Consider the following 18,364-nt stretch of genomic DNA (forward strand, 5'->3'; position numbering starts at 1 on the left):
CCTCTCGTACGCGGTACCCACTCACTGCTCAGTGATCCGCCGGCCGTCGAGCCGAGACCGGCGACTCGGCTCGGAGACCGCCCGCGCACAACGCAGGCCGGTCTCGAGCGCGCCGCCGGCGCGTCGCTGGGGGAACTGCGGCTGCCGGACGACCGTCGCGTCGTAGATGCCGTCAAGATCAGTCGCGCGCGCGTGCGGAGACGCTCCGTTGACGCTCGAGTGAACGCCGTCGGGGACCGGCTGCCGGATCCGCGTCGAGTCGACGGCGACGAGGTCGTTCCGGTCGAACGCGGAGAACCGGGACGCCAGCGCCTCGAGCCACCGTCGTTCGATCGTCGCGCTCGAGCGACCGTCGGCGACCGCTTCGCCGCCGTCGAGCAGGTAGTACCGGTGACCGCTGGACGCGTCGGGCGAGCGCGGTATCGTCGGTGCGACGAGTTCGCCGAAGGGTGCATCGTCGACCATCGTCACGCGATACGCGTCGGTCAGCTGCGTTTCGGCGGTCGTCGAGACCCGCAGACAGGTCCGCGTTCGAAACGATACCGACGGGGATCCAAGCGACGACTCGAGGGCCTCCGGAACGGTCGCCAGCACGACCGCGTCGACGGCGTGGCGCTCGCTCGCGTCGCCCCGGTCGACGGTGAGCGACTCGACGGCGCCGTCCGCCGTCCCGAGTTCGCTCACGCGCGCGTTCGTCGCGATCCGCTCGCGGCCGACGGCGTCGACGAGCGCCTCGACGAGGACGGCCGCGCTCTCGGCGAAATAGCCGTGCTTCTCCCGGCCGAACCGAGTGCGGTCCACCCGGCCGCGACAGTGCTCGAGCACCCACGCGGCGCTGACATTCGCCGCCGCCGAGCCAAAGCGAGCCTCGAGCAGCGGTCCGTAGAACCGCTCGTAGACGGCGTCGCTCGCGTGCTCGCGGACGAACGCCTCCGCCGGGACGTCGCTGTAATCCGACGGCTCGTAGGCGTCGAACTGCGGCCGTCGTCGAGGGAGGCCGCGGCAATCGATCCCGCTCTGGAGGGCGGCGAGACGCGCGGTATCCGACAGCGACAGCGGCGGGTAGGCCAGAAACTCCCAGGGCGCGTCGACGGGGTGGACGATGCCGTCGACGTACATCGCCGTCCGGATCGGTCCCCACTCGAGGTGACCGGACAGGCCGAGTTCCGCGAGCAACTCGAGAGCGACCTCGTCTCTGGGTCGGGTAAACGAAACGGGGACGCGCTCGAGCGGTGTAGTGGCGGTTCCAGACGGCGACGATGGAGACAGGGGTGACGGCCAGGACGGAGACTGAGACGGTGCAGACGAAGACGGAGACTGAGCCGAAGACGACGAAGGCGAAGTCGGAGACGGGGTCGTCGCCGCGATGCCGCCCAGTTCGTCGCCCGGTTCGAAGACGCGGACGTCGTAGCCGCGCTGGCGGAGCCGGTAGGCGGCCGCGAGTCCGGACAGCGATCCGCCGACGACGCCGATCATATGCAGTGAACGGGAGTAGCGACCCTTTGCAATTGCGGTCGGCCGGTCGACGGGCCGGCGGGCCGTCGCGGTCCGCTACCTTTTTGCCTGCCGTCTCGGAAGGAATCGGCATGCTCACCGTGCGGGCACCCGCGACGAGTGCGAACCTCGGGAGTGGCTTCGACGTCTTCGGTGTCGCCCTCGGCACGCCCGCCGACGTGGTCCGAGTCGAACGCGCGCCGGAAACGCGGATCTCCGTGACCGGCGCCGGCAGCCAGTACATTCCGGAGGATCCGGAACAGAACACCGTCGGGGCGGTCGCCGACGCCCTCGACGCGCCGGCCCACATCAAGATCGACAAGGGCGTGCGGCCCTCCTCGGGGCTGGGCTCCTCGGCGGCCAGCGCGGCCGCCGCGGCCGTCGCCCTCAACGCGCTCTACGATCGCGGACTCTCCCGGAAGGAGCTCGTCCCTATCGCCGCCGAGGGCGAGGCGCTCGTCTCCGGCGAGGCCCACGCCGACAACGTCGCCCCCTCGCTGCTGGGCGGCTTTACTGTCGTCACCGACGACGGCGTCACGCAACTTGACGCCTCGATTCCCGTCGTCGCCTGCCTCCCCGAGATGTCCGTTTCCACGCGCGACGCGCGAGAGGTCGTCCCCGATTCGGCCGCCCTCGAGGACGTCGTCGACACCGTCGGCAACGCCGCGACGCTGACCGTCGGGATGACCCGCGACGATCCCGACCTCGTCGGCCGCGGGATGGAAGACGCCATCGTCACCCCCGAACGCACCGCCCTGATCGACGGCTACGACCGCGTTCGCGACGCCGCCCTCGAGGCTGGCGCGACGGGCGTCACCGTCAGCGGCGCCGGGCCGGGTATCCTCGCGGCCTGTCACCGCCCCGACCAGGGCGCGATCGCCGGCGCGATGATCGACGCGTTCGACGCCCTCGGCATCGAGAGTCGCGCCTACCAGACCCGGATCGGCGAGGGCGCGACGCTGTACCGGGACTGATCGTCGATTCCTGTCTCGAGTCGTCTCGAGTCGAATGAACCATGGGGACCCGAACCGACGCCGCGCTCGCGACACTCGTTCTCGCGGCCGTCGGGATCGCGTTCGTCCTCGTCGACGCGTCGCTATCGCCCCTCGCAGTCGCTCTCGGCGGACTCGGCACGATCGTCTTCGAACTCGTGGCCGCTCGGGCGTACGAGACCGTCCGCGACTACTGGGAACGACCGCTCGTGGAGGGACTGTCCCTCGTCGCGGCGCTGATCGTCGTCGCCGTCGGCGCCACCGCCGCACCGGAGGTCGTGCTGTCGCTGTTCTGTGGCGGAGCGGTGACGTATCTCGCGTTTCTCGCGCTCGTCGAAACAGGGGTCGTTCCACCGCCGGAGACGTGGTGGTAGCCCCGAGCTACCGCGGTCTGCGAGCCGTCTTCCAACGGCGACCGTAGATCCGCGGAAGCGCGTCGACCTTGGCCCCGCGAACGTTCCCTGGCACGGTCGACACGCGCGTAGAGATGCCGGCCGGGAGCGGGCCGTAGGGCACCGATGAGACCGCAGTCGGGTTATTCGACACCGGTTTCCGGCCGGCGTAGCCGGAGCCTCGTTGCTTCGACTCGTACAGGGTCTCGAATTTCGAGTGTCCCTCGATGACTCCGTTCCGTGCCGTTTTGGCGGCCTTTTTCGCCTTCTGTTGGATCGCCGCGTCCACCGCGTCGGGTTTTATCTCGTCGACGAACGACCTCACTTCCGCTGCTGCCTCGGAGTCGCCCGAGGAGTCAAGCGCGTCGGGACCGACGACGTCCTCGAGTTCGGCCTTGAGTTGTCGTAGCTCCTTCTGGAAATCGACGAGGTCGACGGTGTTCCAGAGTTCGTGAAGGTTGACGGCGCGTCGAACCGTGCTGAGATCCAGCACCTGGTCCAGATCCTTCTCGCGAATCGCGTCGGGAAGTGCGTCTAGCTTGAGGAGATCCGGTAGCGCCGACAGCTCGACGACGTCCGGCAAATTCTCGAGATCGATCGTCTCAAGGAGGTCTTCGACTTCCTCGACGACGTCCCACAGTTCGGCCGCCGTCGCCGACAGCGAATCGGACGTCTCGCCGTCGGTAGTTTCCCGGATCAACCGTTCGGTTCCCGCTTCGACCCGGTCCGACAGTTGCTCGGCGGCAGATGGAGACGTCGTTTGACTCATACGAAATGGAGGTGCTAGACGGGGATAACGGAGTTGCTTGCCGATCGGTTGCGCGTCGGGACCGTCCGTACCGAAAGCGAGTTTCGCCGCCAGTCGGTTAGACGCCTCGGCCCTGCAGTTTCTCGTCCTCGGGGAGGTCGGCGTTCGCGTCGCCTTTCATCCCCTTGCCGAGGTTCTTCGAGATGTCGGCGAGTCGCTCGGGGTCGTCCCAGTTGTTCGTCGCCTCGACGATCGCTTCGGCCATCGCGGGCGGGTTCTCGGCGCCGAAGATGCCGCTGCCCACGAAGATGCCGTCGCACTCGTGGTGCATCATGAGCGCGGCGTCGGCGGGCGTCGCGATGCCGCCGGCAGCGAAGTTGACGACCGGAAGACGGCCCATCTCGGCGGTCTCGTGGACCAGTTCCGCGGGCGCCTCGATCTCTCGAGCGAAGGCCTCGCGCTCCTCGTGTTTCATCCCCTCGAGTTCGCGGATCGCACCCTTGATCGTCCGCTGGTGGTGGACGGCCTGGTTGACGTCGCCGGTGCCGGCCTCGCCCTTGGTTCGGATCATCGCCGCGCCCTCGTCGATCCGGCGCAGCGCCTCACCTAAGTTGCGGGCGCCGCAGACGAACGGTGCGGTGAAGTCACGCTTGTCGATATGGTAGGCGTCGTCGGCGGGGGTGAGCACCTCGGACTCGTCGATCATGTCGACGCCGACGGCCTCTAAGATCTGGGCCTCCTTCATGTGGCCGATCCGCGATTTGCCCATCACCGGGATCGACACTTCGTTCACGATCTCCTCGACGTCGGCGGGGTCGGCCATCCGGGCGACGCCGCCGCGTTTGCGGATGTCCGCCGGGACGGCTTCCAGTGCCATCACGGCGACCGCGCCGGCGTCCTCGGCGATACGAGCCTGTTCCTTGTTGACGACGTCCATGATGACGCCACCCTTCTGCATCTGGGCGAAGCCGCGCTTGACGAGGTCGGTTCCGCGCCTGAGTTCCTCGAGATCGGTCTCGGTTTCGTCAGTCATAGTACGCAGTTGTGAGCCACTGTACTTACGCGTGTCCGTTCGAGTCCGAGTCACACGGATGACAGAACCGAAGCCGGTCAGCCGGAGCGGAAACGGCGACAGTAGGGACGCGTCTCACGCCTCACCGACCGGTTCGCCCGGATGCAGCCGTGCACGCACTCGAGGCCCGGACAGTCGCGCGATCGGCTGAGTCCAGCAGCCTAATTGCGCTCGCAGTTCTGAATCGACCTCGAGCGTCGCGCCGACCGGCGTTCCGAACGAAATGTCCCCCCGGATCTCGGCCCGCGTCCGCAGGAGATCGTCGCCCATGGTCGTGTAGTTCCATAGCGTCCACTCGCGGTGATCGGTGCCGACTCGAGTTCGGGGCGGAGCGACCGCGAGCCGAGCCCGTTCCCGCCCTCGACCGTCGTCGGAATCCTCGGCGACGACGCACTGGAACCTCTGGGGCCCGTCGTCGATCTCGATGTCGGCCCGCTCCTTCGGATACCCCCAGATCTCGCGGCCGAGCGCGACCGAGGCGTCGGTCGTGACGGGGAGCCAGTGGACGTAGCCGCCGATCTCGCCGCCGACCAGTTGCGCGCCCGGCGCGTCGGTCCGCCCGTTCCGGACCGCGGGGAGGATGACCGCGAACTCGTCGTAGGGCTCGAGCGCGCCGTCGCCCTCGGTATCGTCGAACCGGCCGCCGACGCGGTGATACTGTATTCCGACGAACGTCACGCAACTGAGTCCGGGTGCGATCGCGAGCGCGGAGAGGTCGTCCGGCAGGAGCGCCTCGAGTCGGCTACGCCGGGCCGGAACCGTCACGCCGCCCATCGCGAGGGCGAGCTCGAGCGGGAGGTCGATCTCGTGGCCGGTCGAGAGGGTTACTCGAGATCGGGTGTCGGGACTGCGCTGCATGCGACGATCGACGAACGCGACGCGCTAAAGTGCAGGGGGTGCCGTTCGAAACGGTTGAGCGTTTTACAATTCAGCCTTAGATACCAGATAGTAACGACAGCACTCCGAACAGATCGTGGCATGGAAGAATGGCATCGCCGTTCGGTACTGGCGACAGGTGCAGCGCTCTCGGCCGGCGGGTTCGCTTCGATCGGTGCGGGGTCCGAAGGTGACGACGCCGTGGATCTACCCGATCCGGACGTCGCTCCGAACCCGGAGATGGTGGACGAAGATTGGCCGTCGTTCGCCGGCGACGCCGGTCACGCACGATTTATCGAAGATGGGTACGAGTTCAACGGCGACCTCGAAGTCGCTTGGACCGCCGCGGAGGGCGACCTCGAGTGGCCCCATCGGATCCCGTCGGTCGCCGTGGCCGACGGGACCGTCTACGTGACCGGTCCCACGACACTCGCGTTCGAACAGGGTTCGTTCGGCGTCGCCGCGTACGACGCAGCGGACGGGTCGCTGCGCTGGAAGAACGACGATATCAACGTGAGCGATCCGTCGGTCGTCGGCGACACCGTCTACGTCACGGGCGAGGAACTCTTCGCACTCGACGTCGCGGACGGCAGTGTCCGCTGGCAGACCGAATTCGATCCGGAGGAACCGATCGAGACCCAGACGGTCGCCTACGGCGCCGTGTTCGTCGTCGTCGACGGCACGCTGTACGCCCTCGAGGCCGACGACGGGTCCGTCCGGTGGGAGATCGATTCGGTTGCAACTGCCGACGAAGAGGACGAATACGTATTTTTCACGTCTGTGGCCGCGGCAAACGGTGTCGTGTATACCGCCACAGAGGGAATCACTCTATCGGTCGAACCTGAGACCGGAGCCGAAGTCTGGCGGCACGAAACCAAATCCACGTCCGCGCAGACCCGTGCAACTACGGCTGCGGTCGCCCTCGGGAGGATTAGTTTTGCCGAGCGGCAGATTCGCGACGCACAGACGGGCGAGCATCTCAAGATAGGAACGGCAGAATACGGAGACCTGACGCTCGGAGAGGAGATGTATACCGGCATAGGTGCCCAGTATCTGAGTGCCATGTCTATCAAAGGCGAGGAATACAGTTGGGAAATACCAATTCTCTATGACGCTGGCCAACCGGTCATTAGCGGAGAAACCGTCTATACCTATTTCGAAGACGAGTCGGATGGAATGTCGTCGTGGCCGAAATACAGCTATGAACTCGTTGCGCTCGACAAATACGAGGGAACCGAGAAGTGGGCGATCTCGAACGACGATGCGCCGGTCGGACCGATCTGTGCGATCAGCGACGAAACGATCTACGTCGTAGACGACGGCGATCTCGTCGCACTCCGCGAGCCAGCAGATAGCGAGGGCGAGGAGAACGGGGATGACGAGCGGGAGGATGAGGGTTCCGACGACGACGGATCGGCCGACAAATCCGATGACGCTGACGACGGCCGTGGAGACGCTGACGACGACGGAGGCAGTAATAACGGAGACGCCGACAACGAGAGCAGCAACGGCAGTGACGCCGACGACGAGAGCAGCAATGGCGGCGACACTGGCGATACCGAGAGTAGTGACGGTGACAGCGCTGACGAAGACGGAAGCGATGACGACGGAAACGCCGACAGCGACGGGCAGACGGAGAACCGATCGACCGACGCCGAGGATAACGATGATACCGACGGGACGCCGGGCTTCACCGCCGGTGTAGGACTTCTCGGCGGTGCACTCGGTCTCGAGTGGCTACGCCGACGGGACGACGCGGACGAACCGGCCGAGTAGTTCACGCTGCCCGCTCTAGTCGACCGCCGACGCTAAACCGGGAAACCGAGGCGGTCGTGTCCGTCGCTCCTCGAGTGCGGCGACGAATTCGTACATCACCGTGCCGTCGTTGCCGTTGTCTACGCGCTAAAGCGTGGAGATCGGTGTTTGAAGATTTTTATAGCGTGAAACGATTATAATAGATATAATTCAATTTTAGATACCAGATAGTAACGACAGTATCTGATACCGATGGCGTATGGAAGACTGGTATCGCCGTTCGGTACTGGCGACAGGTGCAGCGCTTTCGGTCGGTGGGCTCACGTCGATTGGTGCGGGATCCGAGGATGGCGACGCCACGGATCTGCCGGATCCGGACATCCCTCCGAACCCGAGGATGGCCGACGAGGACTGGCCATCGAGATCCGGCGACGCCGGTCACGCGCGATTCGTTGAGGACGGCTACGAGTTCGACGGCGACCTCGAGGTCGCCTGGTCCGTCGACCAGACGGACTCCGTTGCAGTCGCCAACGACACCGTGTACACGACGACCGAGGACGGTGTCGTCGCCCTCGACGCGGCCGACGGCTCGCTCGTCTGGGAGAGCACCGACGCCGACGCGTACAGCCCCGCGGTCGTCGGCGAAATGGTGTATCTCAGCGGCGACGAGATCGTGGCGCTCGACCGAGAAGACGGCAGCGTCCGCTGGGAGAGCGACCTCGGTCCCGAGGAGTGGACGAGTAGTCACACAGTGGCGTACGACAGCGTTTTCGCCGTCGTCGATGGGACGCTGTACGCCCTCGAGGCCGACGACGGGTCTGTCCGGTGGCAGAAGGACTCGGTTTCCATCGAGATGGACGATGGCGAGGAGCGAGCGTACGATTTCGTCACCGGAACCGCCGCGGCGAACGGCGTCGTCTACGTCGGAACGGAGGGCGGTCCCCTCGCTTTCGATCCTGCAACTGGAGACGAGGTCTGGCGGGGCACACCGTGGTCTAATATCGTGGCCACGAGGACCGGTATCCAGGCGACGACGACGGCGGTTCTCGTCAATACGACCTGGAATCCCGAGTACCTCCACTACGATGCGCAGACCGGCGAGCGGCTGTACCCGGTCGTGGCGCACAATGCACCGGCACTCAGCGACGAATCCACGATCGCCGGAGACGATCACGGCTACGGCAGTCAATCCATCCGCGATGGCGAAGGCGACTGGAAACTCGACGTTACGTACACCTACGGTTACAGGCCGGTTATCAGCGGCGAGACCGTCTACGTCTATTTCGTCACGGACGGCCACAATTACGGAGACCGGGATTACGATCGGAAACTCGTCGCGCTCGACAAACGCGACGGGAGCGAGAAGTGGGCTCTCTCGAGAGACGACGCACCGGTCGGGCACGTTCGCGCGATCAGCGGCGAGACGATTTACGTCGATCACGACGGCGAACTCGTCGCGCTCCGCGAGCGAGCAGGCGACGAAGACGCGACTGACGAGGGCGATGAGAACGGAGCCGACGAGCGGGAGGGCGAGGGTTCCGGCGACTCCGACGGGGGAGACGCGGGCGAGAGCGGCGACGCGAACGGTGACGAGGACGCCCCCGAAGACACCGGCGAAGACGCGGACGGCGATGCGGGCACGGAAGACGACGCGGACGACTCGAGCGGCGATTCCGACGATGACGATAATAGCCCCGGGGAGGCCGGCGGCGACGGGACGGCTGACGACGGAAACGGGGACGGCGACGATCCGACGGAGAACGCGACGACGGACGCCGAGGATGACGGCACCGGCGACGGCGTTCCGGGCTTCACCACCGGCACGGGGCTCGTCGGCGGTGGCCTCGGCCTCGAGTGGCTGCGCCGACGGGTCGACGCGGACGAACCGGCAGAGTGACGGACGGAGTCGTCGGGATCTCGAGTTCGACGGTGCTGCCGTTGCCCATTCGACCGTGACTCGACTGAGAGTCACCAACCGCTACTGTTTTGCGAGTGTCGGCCGTCACGCCGAGTGAACCGATGTTCGCGTCGTCCACGCTGCCCGACCGGGAGCCGCTGCCGACTTATCTCACGCCAGTTCCGAAAACCCTCGAGGACCTCGGCCTGCGGTTCGCGTGGCTCGTCGTGGCGATTAACCTCGCGGGGACGGCCTTCGGCTTCTGGTACTACGGCCCCCAGCTCGGCGAGACGCCGGCGGTGATGTGGCCGTGGGTGCCCGACAGCCCGATGGCGACGCTGCTGATCGCGCTGGCGATCGCCTGCTGGAAGCTGGGGTACGAACAGCCGTGGCTGACGTCGCTGGCGTTCTTCGGCAACGTCATTCTGGGTCTGTGGACGCCGTACACGCTACTCGCGTTCGCCGACGCGTACAGCTATCTCAACCCGCTGATGTACCAGTTCCTCTTCTGGAGTCACCTCGCGATGGTCGTCCAGGCGTTCGTCCTCCACCGAATCTCCGACTTCCCCGTGTGGGGCGTCGCTGTGGCGGTAGCGTGGTACGGCAGCAATCTGATCGTCGATTACTTCGTGCCGATCGTCGGCGGGCCACACCACACGGCCGTCCCCGTCCCGGGGGACGAGCCGATGTTCCTCGGCGCGGACGCGCTCGGCGTCGTCGCCGCTGGTGAGGTGACGTTCGCGCTGCTCGCCGTCTTCCTCGCGCTCGCGATCCGCGTCAAAAAGTGCGAAGCGGCCCGCGGGGGCGTCCCGGCGGACCGCGTGGGTCGATAGCGGGCGATTACGGTTCGTATCGCCGCGCGAGCTGGAGGAACGGATCGAGCGCCGCCGCCTCCGGACGGCGTTCGACCGTCCCCGCGTCCGTGTCGTACCGCACGACCGCCGCGTCGATCAGTTTCGGCAGGTGGTTGTGGCGGAACCCGGCCGTGATCGCGTCGACTCGCGTCCCCGACGCCTCGCCGTCCCGGAGTGCGACCTGTGCCACGAGGTCCTCCAGGGCGACCGCGCCCACTTTCCCCGACAAGTACTGCAGCGCGTCGCGCCGCTGATCGTCGAGCAACAGCTCGAAGATCGTGTTCGCTGGGAGCGAGTCGGTACCAGTCCGTGATTCCGCGTTCGACGTCTCTGTTGTCATGGTGCTCTGTACTCGGCTTACGCGACTACCCGCGACTCAGCGGCGACGAACGACTTCAGCAGAGCACGTGCGACGAATGGTCGATCGAGACGATAAACGTTGCTTTACCACCGTACCTATTTCCTGAATGTTGAGTAATACCGCGTGTTCGCACAGGATAGTCGGATATACTTGGAACTGTGATCGGCCAGTCTCGGAGACCGTCGGCGGGACACGTCGTCTGCCGATCGAAAGCAACCGAGACGGTCGTCCTCGACTCCAGTCCGCTCGAGAGTCGCTCGAGCGGCGCTTGTTCACGGTCGTCAGCCGTCCGATCGACGGAGAATGCGACACGAAACCTTCGCCGACACCCACAGTCACTGACGATTACCGACGCGACCGGGCGACGCTGTCGGTCGCAAAGCGGTGTCTCGAGTCGAACGACGATAGAAGCGGGGCGACCGGTTCGCCGAGGTCTACGCGACTATTCGAGGATGACGACCGCCGATTCGGTCTCGATCATCTCGCCCTCGCCCGAGTAGGTACGCTCGCGTTCGACCTCGAAGAGGTCGTCCTCGAGTTCCTCGCCGGCGACGCGGAGCACGCCGTCATCTCGGTCTCGCGGCTCATCGCCGTCGTCTCGCGGCTGCGCCGCTCGACTGTCCGCGGAACTTCGTTCCGCGCTACTCGACTCTTCCGCGGAGCGTTGCTCCGCGCTCACGATCTCGTACTCGCCGCTCTCGATTCCGGAATCGATCTCGCCGACCTTCGAGCCGAACTTCGGTCCGAGCGTCGAGTAGTCGAGGTCAATCGACGCGATCTCGGTGGTGACCTCGGGTTCTTCTTCGAGGACGGTCAGCTCCTGGACGTGCATGACGTTCTGGATGGCGTCCTCGAAGCCTTCGATGGGGCCGTAGACCGACACCGACTCGAGATCGGCGTTCAGCGGCAGCTGATTCTCGCTCTTGTAGCGCCGGAGCGCCGAGATGACGTCCATGGCGGCCTCGCCGGCCTCGAGGTCGGCCTCGTACCCCTGCGGGCTGGGCCAGTCGCGGACGTGGATGCTGGTGTTCTCGAGGTCCGCGGGATCATCGCTGTAGACGGCCTGCCAGATCTCCTCGGTCGCGTGGGGCAGGAACGGCGCCCACAGCTCGAGGAAGGTCCGGTGGGCCGTCCGCAGCGCGTACTGCGTCGACGGCTCGTCCTCGCGCGTCTTGGCGATCTCGAGATAGTCGTCGCAGAACGTGTTCCAGAAGAAGGTCCGCAGCCGATCGCGGGCCTTCGCGAACTCGTACTCCTCGAGGTGGGCGGTCAGATCGTCGACGGCGTCGTCGAGTTCCGCCAGCAGCCAGCGGTCGATCGCCTCGAGCTCCGCGGGTTCCTCGGGCTCGCGGGGCGCGAGCGTGTCGACGAGCTTTGAGGCGTTCCAGAGCTTGCGCAGGAGCTTCTCGCCCGCGGTGAGGTCCTTCTCCTGATACGGGAAGTCGTCGCCGACCGCCGCGCTCGCGGCCCAGAAGCGGACGGCGTCGACGGGGAAGTCGGCGAGCACCTCGTCGGGTTCGACGACGTTGCCACGGGACTTGGACATCTTCTCGCGGTTCTCGTCTAAGACGTGGCCGTTGATCATCGTCGCGTCGAAGGGCACCTCGCCGGTGTGCTCGTAGCACTTGACGATGGTGTGGAACAGCCAGAACGAGATGATGTCGTGGCCCTGCGGACGGAGGTCGAACGGGTACAGCTCCGGTTTCTCCATTCGGAACTCCTCGGCGTCTTCGTCCCAGTCCCAGCCCGCGTTGATCAGGGGGGTCAGCGAGGAGGTGGCCCACGTGTCGAAGACGTCCTCTTCGGCGACGAAGTCGTCAGCCCCGCACTCGGGACAGCTATCGACGGGCGGCTCGTCCGAGAGCGGATCGACCGGGAGCGTCTCCCGGTCGGCCATGATCTCGTGGTCGCAGTCCGCGCAGTACCAGACCGGGAATGGGATCCCCGAGTCGCGCTGGCGCGAGATGAGCCAGTCCCACTCGAGGCCCTCGATCCAGTGTTTGTAGCGGCTGAACATCTTCTCGGGGTACCAGTCCATCTCCCGGCCGGCCTCGAGGTACTCCTCCTTGTGGTCCAGAATTTCGACGTACCACTGCTTGGAGACGCGGTACTCGACGGCGGTGTCACAGCGTTCGTGGACCTGCACCGCGTGGGAGATCTCCCAGCGGTCGCGCAGGTACCCCTCGTCCTCGAGGTCTTCGACGATGGCCTCGCGGGCCTCCTCAGTCGACATTCCCTCGTAGTCGCCGGCGAGGTCGGTCATCGTCGCGGACTCGTCGATGGCCACGCGCAGCGGCAGGTCGTGGGCCTGGTACCACTCGATGTCGTTCTGGTCGCCGAAGGTACAGCACATCACGACGCCGCTGCCCTTCTCCATGTCGACGCGCTCGTCCTCGATGATCGGCACCTCCTGCTCGAAGATCGGGACGCGGGCGGTCTCGCCGACCAGATCCTGGTTCTCCTCGTCGTCGGGGTGGACGAAGACGGAGACGCAGGCGGGGATGAGTTCCGGTCGCGTCGTGGAGATGACGAACTCCTCGCGGTCCGCACCGTCGCTTGCCACGTCGAACGCGATGTCGTTGAAGTGCGAGCCGCGCTCGTCGTCTTCCATCTCGACCTGCGAGATGGCCGTCTCGCAGTCGGGACACCAGATCGCGGGCGCCTTCTTGCGATACTCCCGTCCCTTCTCGTAGAGATCGAGGAAGGAGAGCTGTGAGACCCGCTGGACGCGAGGTTCGATCGTCTTGTAGGTGTTATTCCAGTCGATCGAGGTGCCGAGATCCTGCATCTTCTCCGTGAACTCGGCCTCGTACTCCTGACAGACCTCGCGGCAGAGCTCCTGGAACTCGCGGCGCTCGTAGTCCTGGTGGCGGATGTCCAGTTCCGACTCGGTCAGTCGCTCGCTGGCGATCCCATTGTCGTCGTAGCCGAAGGGGAAGAGCACGTCGCCGTCGGCCATCCGCTGGTATCGCGCGGCGAAGTCCTGTAGGGTCGAGCCGTAGAGGTGGCCCATGTGCAGGCTGCCCGAGACCGTCGGCGGCGGCGTGTCGATCGCGTAGACCGTGTTGGGATCGCGCTCGGCGTCGCTCTCGTAGGCGTAGACGTCCGCGTCGATCCAGCGCCGCTGCCAGCGATCCTCGACCGCTTCGGGATCGTAACCGCCCTCGAGGGTCGGCTCGCTATCAGCGGGATCGCTCTCCGGCTCCGATTCGGGCGCGTCCGTACTCATGCTCTCACCGCCCGCGCGGGGCGTCGGCCGTGCGTCGTCGTGGCGTCGAAGGTGTGCGTACTCATTGCTGATACCGGTCGTTGCTCGGTGAATGCTGGTCGCCGACAATACATCCGTCGAAACGGGGTGGGGAATGCGGGGCTATGGCGCCCCTACAAAGACGGTGCCGCGCGGACCGTCGACGGCGCCGACCGGAACCGCGACTGGAGTGGGCATACGGATACGTGGGTGTTCCGCCGGGAGCGGTGTTAGGTTTTTCGTCACGGAAACCCTCACCCGGCGTCCGCGGCGGAACACGCCGTCCAGTGTGGGATCCGATCGTCGTATAAAAAATACGGGGTTCGGCTGATCGGTCGCCAACCGACCGACCCCTTAACGTCGGACTGGTCCGTGCAATCACGTATGAGCGCCGACATGACCAGGCGGGAACTGCTCGGGAGCGTCGGAACAGTCGGTCTCCTCGGGCTCTCCGGCTGTCTCGGAGCGACGCCGCTGGTCAGCAACCGCAGCGAGGAGAGCGAGACGATCTCCCTCGAGGACGCCGCGTCGATCGCGATCGTCGGCGATATCGGGCAGATCTCGGTCGCCGGCGCGGATCGGGACGACGTGGGACTCGAGATCGTCAAGGAGTCCGATTCGGTCCGGACCGATCTCGAGGACCTGACCCTCGAGACCGAGCGTACCGACGGCCGGCTCGAGCTCCGATCGGAGTGGGACGGCAGCGAGGGGTGGCTCGCCAGCCGTCCCTCGATGGACCTCAACGTGGAGATCCCCCGCGAGGTCGCCCTCGAACGCGTCGAAACGAGTACGGGACGGATCACCGTCCGCGACGTCGCGGGCGATCTACACGCGGATACCGGAACGGGGCGAGTCGATATCGCGGGCGTCGACGGGACGGTCTCCACCGAGACGAGCACGGGCCGGGTCGAGATCCGGGACGTGGAGCGACTCGGCGACGTGTCCGCCTCGACCGGCCGGATCAGCGTCGAGGTACCGGCGATCGACGGTGAGACGACGATCTCGGCGTCGACCGGACGGGTCACCGCCGCCGTGAGCGAGGCCGTCGACGCCGATCTGCGCGTGGAGACGAGCACGGGTCGGATCGACGTCGACGACCTCTCGCTCGAGAACGCGACCCGAGGCGAGGACAGCGTCGCGGGACGGCTCGGTGACGGCGGTCCGCGGCTCCGGATCGAGACGAACACGGGTCGAGTCACGATCGAATCGCTCGAATAACCTGCATCGCCCCACTTGCCAGCGGTCGCCGGTGGTCGCCCGCAATCACTAGCGATCCCACGCCTCGGCCGGGAACGGCGCGTTCGAAGCGGTGCCGGACTCACTCACCCTCGAGGTCGATGACCGCCCGCGAGTCGGTCACGTACCGCAGTTCTCCCTCGAGATACCCCGCCAGCCGCTCGAGGAAGCCGTCCCTGAGATCGTCCGCGTCCGCGTCCGCGTCAGCGATTACAACCCGATCGTGAACCGCCGGATCGTGATCGCCCTGCATGACGACGGTAAAGAGTTCGCGCGGTGTGACCGGATCGCCGGCCTCGAGCCGCGAGACGACGCCCGACAGCGAGGACTCGACGGTCGTCTCGACGTCGAAGCGCACGTCGACCGAGACGCGCTCGTCGCCGCTCGCCGCGAGGAACTCCTCGCAGCTTCTGACCGCCGGCTCGAGGACGGTCTCGAAGTCGGTGCCCGACTCCTCGAGCCCCAGATAGGCGAACGCGAGCATCGCCCGCAGTCCGGCGAGGAACTCCTCGTCGGTCGCCGCCTCCTCGAACACCTGTCTGCGGTCCTTCTTGGCCAGCGTGTGCAAGAACAGGTCGAAATCGAGGACGGCAGCGCGGATGCGCCGTCGAATACGGGCCTCCGCGTTCCGTTTCGACTGGTCGTGGCTCATCTCGCGGTCGCCGAGCAGGTAAGCGCGGTCCGCGGGGCTGAGAACCCCCCGTTCGCGATCGATATCGGTGTTCATAATCGAATATGGATTATACGACATCGATTTCCATCCGAACCGTTATGAGCGGTCCGGTCGGAGCCGGAGACGATGATCGAGCGTGAGTGACGAATGAGCGGGTCCGTCGCGACGAAGTACGCCGAGTGGATCGTTTCCCACAGCCGCCTCGTGATCGTCCTCGTCCTCTCGCTGACCGCCGTCGTCGCCGCCGGCGCGGCGATCGGCGAGAGCGAGGAGGGCGAGATCGGCCAGTTCGACGTCGACTCCGAGGAGACCGATGCGCTCGAGGAGATCGAGTCGACCTACGGCACCGACGACGCGATCGTCGCTCAGGTCGTCGTCCGCGACGAGGGCGGCGACGTGCTCACCCGCGAGTCGCTGCTCGAGGGGCTCGAGCTTCAGCGGGCGGTTCGCGAGGACGAGGAACTGAACGCCACGCTCGACGAGCAGGGGTTCGTCGGCCTCGAGAACGTCGTCGGGACGGCCGCCGTCTACGAGGATCGGGCCGCGGAAGCGGACGGACCGCCCGACGCCAGTCAGCCGACCCTCGAGGAACAGATCGCGGCGCTCGAGTCGCGCTCGGACGAGGAGGTCGAAGAACTGCTCGCCGACGTGCTCGATCCCGACGGCGACGTGGGGCAAGGGGGCCAGTCGGCGGGAGCGGGCGCGGAGGCTGACCCCTACGAGTTCCTCCCGACCGACTACGAGCCGGGTGAGACCGAGGCCGACGCGCGGCTCACCCTCGTCTTCCAGGTCGACGACAGCGGTTCCGAGGGGGACCCCGAGGCCGCGTACGCGGCGCAGGTCGATATCGCCGACCGCGTCGACGAGCGCTTCGACGACGCGTTCGTCTTCGGACAGGGGATCAGCGACGAGGCGTCGTCGAACGCCGTCGGCGACAGCTTCGCGATCATCACGCCCGTCGCGCTCGTGTTCGTACTGTGCGTGCTGGCGGTGACCTACCGGGACGTCGTCGACGTCCTGCTCGGCCTGTTCGGCATCGGCGTCGTGCTGGTCTGGCTCGCGGGGATCCGGGGCTGGCTCGAGATCCCTTCGAGTCAACTGCTGATCGCCGTCCCCTTCCTGCTGATCGGACTGAGCATCGACTACGCGCTCCACGTGGTGATGCGATACCGGGAGGCGAGGGCGGGCGAACTCGAGGCCGCGCCCGCCGCGGACGGGGGACGGGTCGGGGCGGACGAGGGCATGCGACTCGGCCTCGCCGGCGTCGCCCTCGCGCTCGCCGCGGCGACGGTCTCGACGGGCGTCGGCTTCCTCTCGAACGTCGTCAGCCCGCTGCCGGCGATCCGGGACTTCGCGGTCCTCTCCGCGGGCGGCATTCTCGCCGCGTTCGTCGCCTTCGCGGTGCTCGTCCCGGCGCTGAAGGTCGAGGTCGACGGTTTCCTCGAGCGCCGGTTCGGTCGCACGCGAGCGAAGCCGGCGTTCGGGTCGGGGTCGGGCATCGGCAACCGAGTCCTCTCGGGCGTCGCCGCCGTCCCACAGCGGCTGCCGCTGGGCATCGTGCTGGTCGCGTTCCTGCTCGCCACCGGCGGCGCCTACGGCGCGACGACGATCGACACGGAGTTCAACCAGGCCGATTTCCTCCCCGAGGACGCCCCGGAGTGGGCCAAGTCCCTGCCGGGACCGCTCGCGCCGGACACGTACACGATCAGCGACGACGCCGCGTACCTCGGCGAGAACTTCGGCGGACAGGGCGAGAACGGGCAGACGCAGGTACTCATACGCGGAGCCGTCACCGATCCCGACGCGCTCGTCGCGATGGACGACGCCGTCGGCGGCGTCGACGGCGACGAGGGAACGATCGCCTCCCGGCCCGGCGGCGACCCCGCCATCGAGGGCCCGCCCTCGGTAATTCGGGACGTCGCGAGCGAGAACGAGACCGTCGCCGCCGCGCTCGAGGAGCGCGATACGACCGGCGACCGGCTCCCGAACGAGGACGTCGCCGGCTTCTACGACGTGCTGTTCGACGCCGATTCGGACCGTGCGTCCGCGGTGCTCTACCGCGCGGACGGTGGCGACGGGGACGGCAGCGGCGACTACGAGAGCGCCCGCCTCGTCGTGGACGTCCAGGGTGACGCGTCCGCGCAGGCCGCTGCCGACGACACCCGCGACGTGGCGTCGGCGATCGAGGACGACACCGACGCCGTGACGGCGACCGCGGCGGGCGGCCCCGTGACGACCGCCGTGGTTCAGGACGCGCTGCTCGAGACGCTCGTCGAGGCGTTCGTCGTCACGCTGGTGGTCATCTTCGCCTTCCTGACGGCGCTCTACTGGGTCCGCCACCGGGCGCTCTCGCTGGGCGCGATCACGCTCGCGCCGGTGGTCGCCGCGCTCGCGTGGCTGCTGGGAGCGATGGCGCTGCTCGGCCTGCCGTTCAACAGCGAGACGGCGGTCATCACGAGCCTCGCGATCGGACTGGGGGTCGACTACAGCATCCACGTCGGGGAGCGGTTCGTCGCGGAGCGAAGTGAGCGGGACTCGCTTCCGGACGCCCTCGCGGCGACGATCACCGGCACCGGCGGGGCGCTGCTGGGGAGCGCGGCGACGACCGCGGCCGGCTTCGGCGTCCTCGCGCTCGCGCTGGCGCCGCCGCTGCAGCGCTTCGGTCTCGTGACGGGCCTCAGCATCGTCTTCGCCTTCGTCGCCTGCCTCACCGTGCTCCCCTGTCTGCTCGTGCTCCGCGAGCGACTGCTCGCTCGCCTGTCGTGAT

14 protein-coding genes are annotated in these 18,364 nt (G+C 66.9%); 7 read left to right on the forward strand and 7 right to left on the reverse strand.

The genetic code is table 11. From position 1 onward, the window contains the following. Positions 1–21: 21 nt before the first annotated feature. Positions 22–1,476, reverse strand: coding sequence for an FAD-dependent oxidoreductase (locus tag HTUR_RS16300; RefSeq protein ID WP_012944430.1), 1,455 nt, complete (start codon positions 1,474–1,476; stop codon positions 22–24). Between the two features lie 110 nt (positions 1,477–1,586). Between HTUR_RS16300 and HTUR_RS16305 the strand changes: the two genes are divergently transcribed. Then, positions 1,587–2,468: a homoserine kinase gene (locus tag HTUR_RS16305; RefSeq protein WP_012944431.1), complete on the forward strand. Its 882-nt coding sequence runs from the start codon at positions 1,587–1,589 to the stop codon at positions 2,466–2,468. A gap of 41 nt (positions 2,469–2,509) precedes the next feature. Beyond that, the gene (locus HTUR_RS16310; RefSeq protein ID WP_012944432.1) at positions 2,510–2,860 is read left to right on the forward strand and encodes a hypothetical protein; all 351 of its coding nucleotides are present in this window, start codon (positions 2,510–2,512) and stop codon (positions 2,858–2,860) included. 7 nt (positions 2,861–2,867) lie between these two features. Here the strand turns inward: HTUR_RS16310 and HTUR_RS16315 are convergent, their stop codons facing one another. The 3 genes from HTUR_RS16315 to HTUR_RS16325 all read right to left on the reverse strand — a co-directional run bounded on the left by HTUR_RS16315 (position 2,868) and on the right by HTUR_RS16325 (position 5,556). After that, a complete protein-coding gene (locus HTUR_RS16315) occupies positions 2,868–3,647 on the reverse strand; it encodes a hypothetical protein (protein WP_012944433.1) in 780 nt (259 codons plus the stop codon). A 97-nt stretch (positions 3,648–3,744) separates the two neighbouring features. Continuing rightward, positions 3,745–4,659 carry a pyridoxal 5'-phosphate synthase lyase subunit PdxS gene (gene pdxS, locus HTUR_RS16320; RefSeq protein WP_012944434.1) on the reverse strand — a complete coding sequence of 305 codons (915 nt, stop codon included), beginning with the start codon at positions 4,657–4,659 and terminating at the stop codon, positions 3,745–3,747. Positions 4,660–4,773: 114 nt separating this feature from the next. Then, positions 4,774–5,556 carry an acetoacetate decarboxylase family protein gene (locus HTUR_RS16325; RefSeq protein ID WP_012944435.1) on the reverse strand — a complete coding sequence of 261 codons (783 nt, stop codon included), beginning with the start codon at positions 5,554–5,556 and terminating at the stop codon, positions 4,774–4,776. 120 nt (positions 5,557–5,676) lie between these two features. Between HTUR_RS16325 and HTUR_RS16330 the strand changes: the two genes are divergently transcribed. The 3 genes from HTUR_RS16330 to HTUR_RS16340 all read left to right on the forward strand — a co-directional run bounded on the left by HTUR_RS16330 (position 5,677) and on the right by HTUR_RS16340 (position 10,059). Beyond that, positions 5,677–7,350: a PQQ-binding-like beta-propeller repeat protein gene (locus HTUR_RS16330; protein WP_012944436.1), complete on the forward strand. Its 1,674-nt coding sequence runs from the start codon at positions 5,677–5,679 to the stop codon at positions 7,348–7,350. 238 nt (positions 7,351–7,588) lie between these two features. Continuing rightward, on the forward strand, positions 7,589–9,226 hold the full coding sequence (locus HTUR_RS16335) for an outer membrane protein assembly factor BamB family protein (protein ID WP_012944437.1): 1,638 nt from the start codon (positions 7,589–7,591) through the stop codon (positions 9,224–9,226). A 122-nt stretch (positions 9,227–9,348) separates the two neighbouring features. Then, complete coding sequence (locus HTUR_RS16340; RefSeq protein WP_012944438.1) at positions 9,349–10,059, forward strand: DUF1405 domain-containing protein; 711 nt, start codon at positions 9,349–9,351, stop codon at positions 10,057–10,059. A 7-nt stretch (positions 10,060–10,066) separates the two neighbouring features. Here the strand turns inward: HTUR_RS16340 and HTUR_RS16345 are convergent, their stop codons facing one another. Together HTUR_RS16345 and HTUR_RS16350 are read right to left on the reverse strand one after the other, a co-directional pair. Continuing rightward, positions 10,067–10,420 (reverse strand): DUF7344 domain-containing protein, encoded by a 354-nt coding sequence (locus tag HTUR_RS16345; protein ID WP_012944439.1) that lies wholly within the window; start codon positions 10,418–10,420, stop codon positions 10,067–10,069. Positions 10,421–10,883: 463 nt separating this feature from the next. Beyond that, entirely contained in the window at positions 10,884–13,778 is a 2,895-nt protein-coding gene (locus tag HTUR_RS16350) for a valine--tRNA ligase (RefSeq protein WP_081443476.1), read from the reverse strand. Between the two features lie 294 nt (positions 13,779–14,072). Here HTUR_RS16350 and HTUR_RS16355 point away from each other — a divergent pair, with 294 nt between their 5' ends. Beyond that, the gene (locus HTUR_RS16355; protein ID WP_012944441.1) at positions 14,073–14,906 is read left to right on the forward strand and encodes a DUF4097 family beta strand repeat-containing protein; all 834 of its coding nucleotides are present in this window, start codon (positions 14,073–14,075) and stop codon (positions 14,904–14,906) included. A 100-nt stretch (positions 14,907–15,006) separates the two neighbouring features. On the opposite strand, the gene HTUR_RS16360 is transcribed toward HTUR_RS16355, so the two are convergent. Next, complete coding sequence (locus HTUR_RS16360) at positions 15,007–15,651, reverse strand: hypothetical protein (protein ID WP_012944442.1); 645 nt, start codon at positions 15,649–15,651, stop codon at positions 15,007–15,009. 93 nt (positions 15,652–15,744) lie between these two features. On the opposite strand from HTUR_RS16360, the gene HTUR_RS16365 reads away from it, so the two are divergent. Continuing rightward, entirely contained in the window at positions 15,745–18,363 is a 2,619-nt protein-coding gene (locus HTUR_RS16365) for an efflux RND transporter permease subunit (RefSeq protein WP_012944443.1), read from the forward strand. Position 18,364 lies beyond the last annotated feature (1 nt).

Source organism: Haloterrigena turkmenica DSM 5511 (assembly GCF_000025325.1).
Lineage (GTDB): Archaea > Halobacteriota > Halobacteria > Halobacteriales > Natrialbaceae > Haloterrigena > Haloterrigena turkmenica.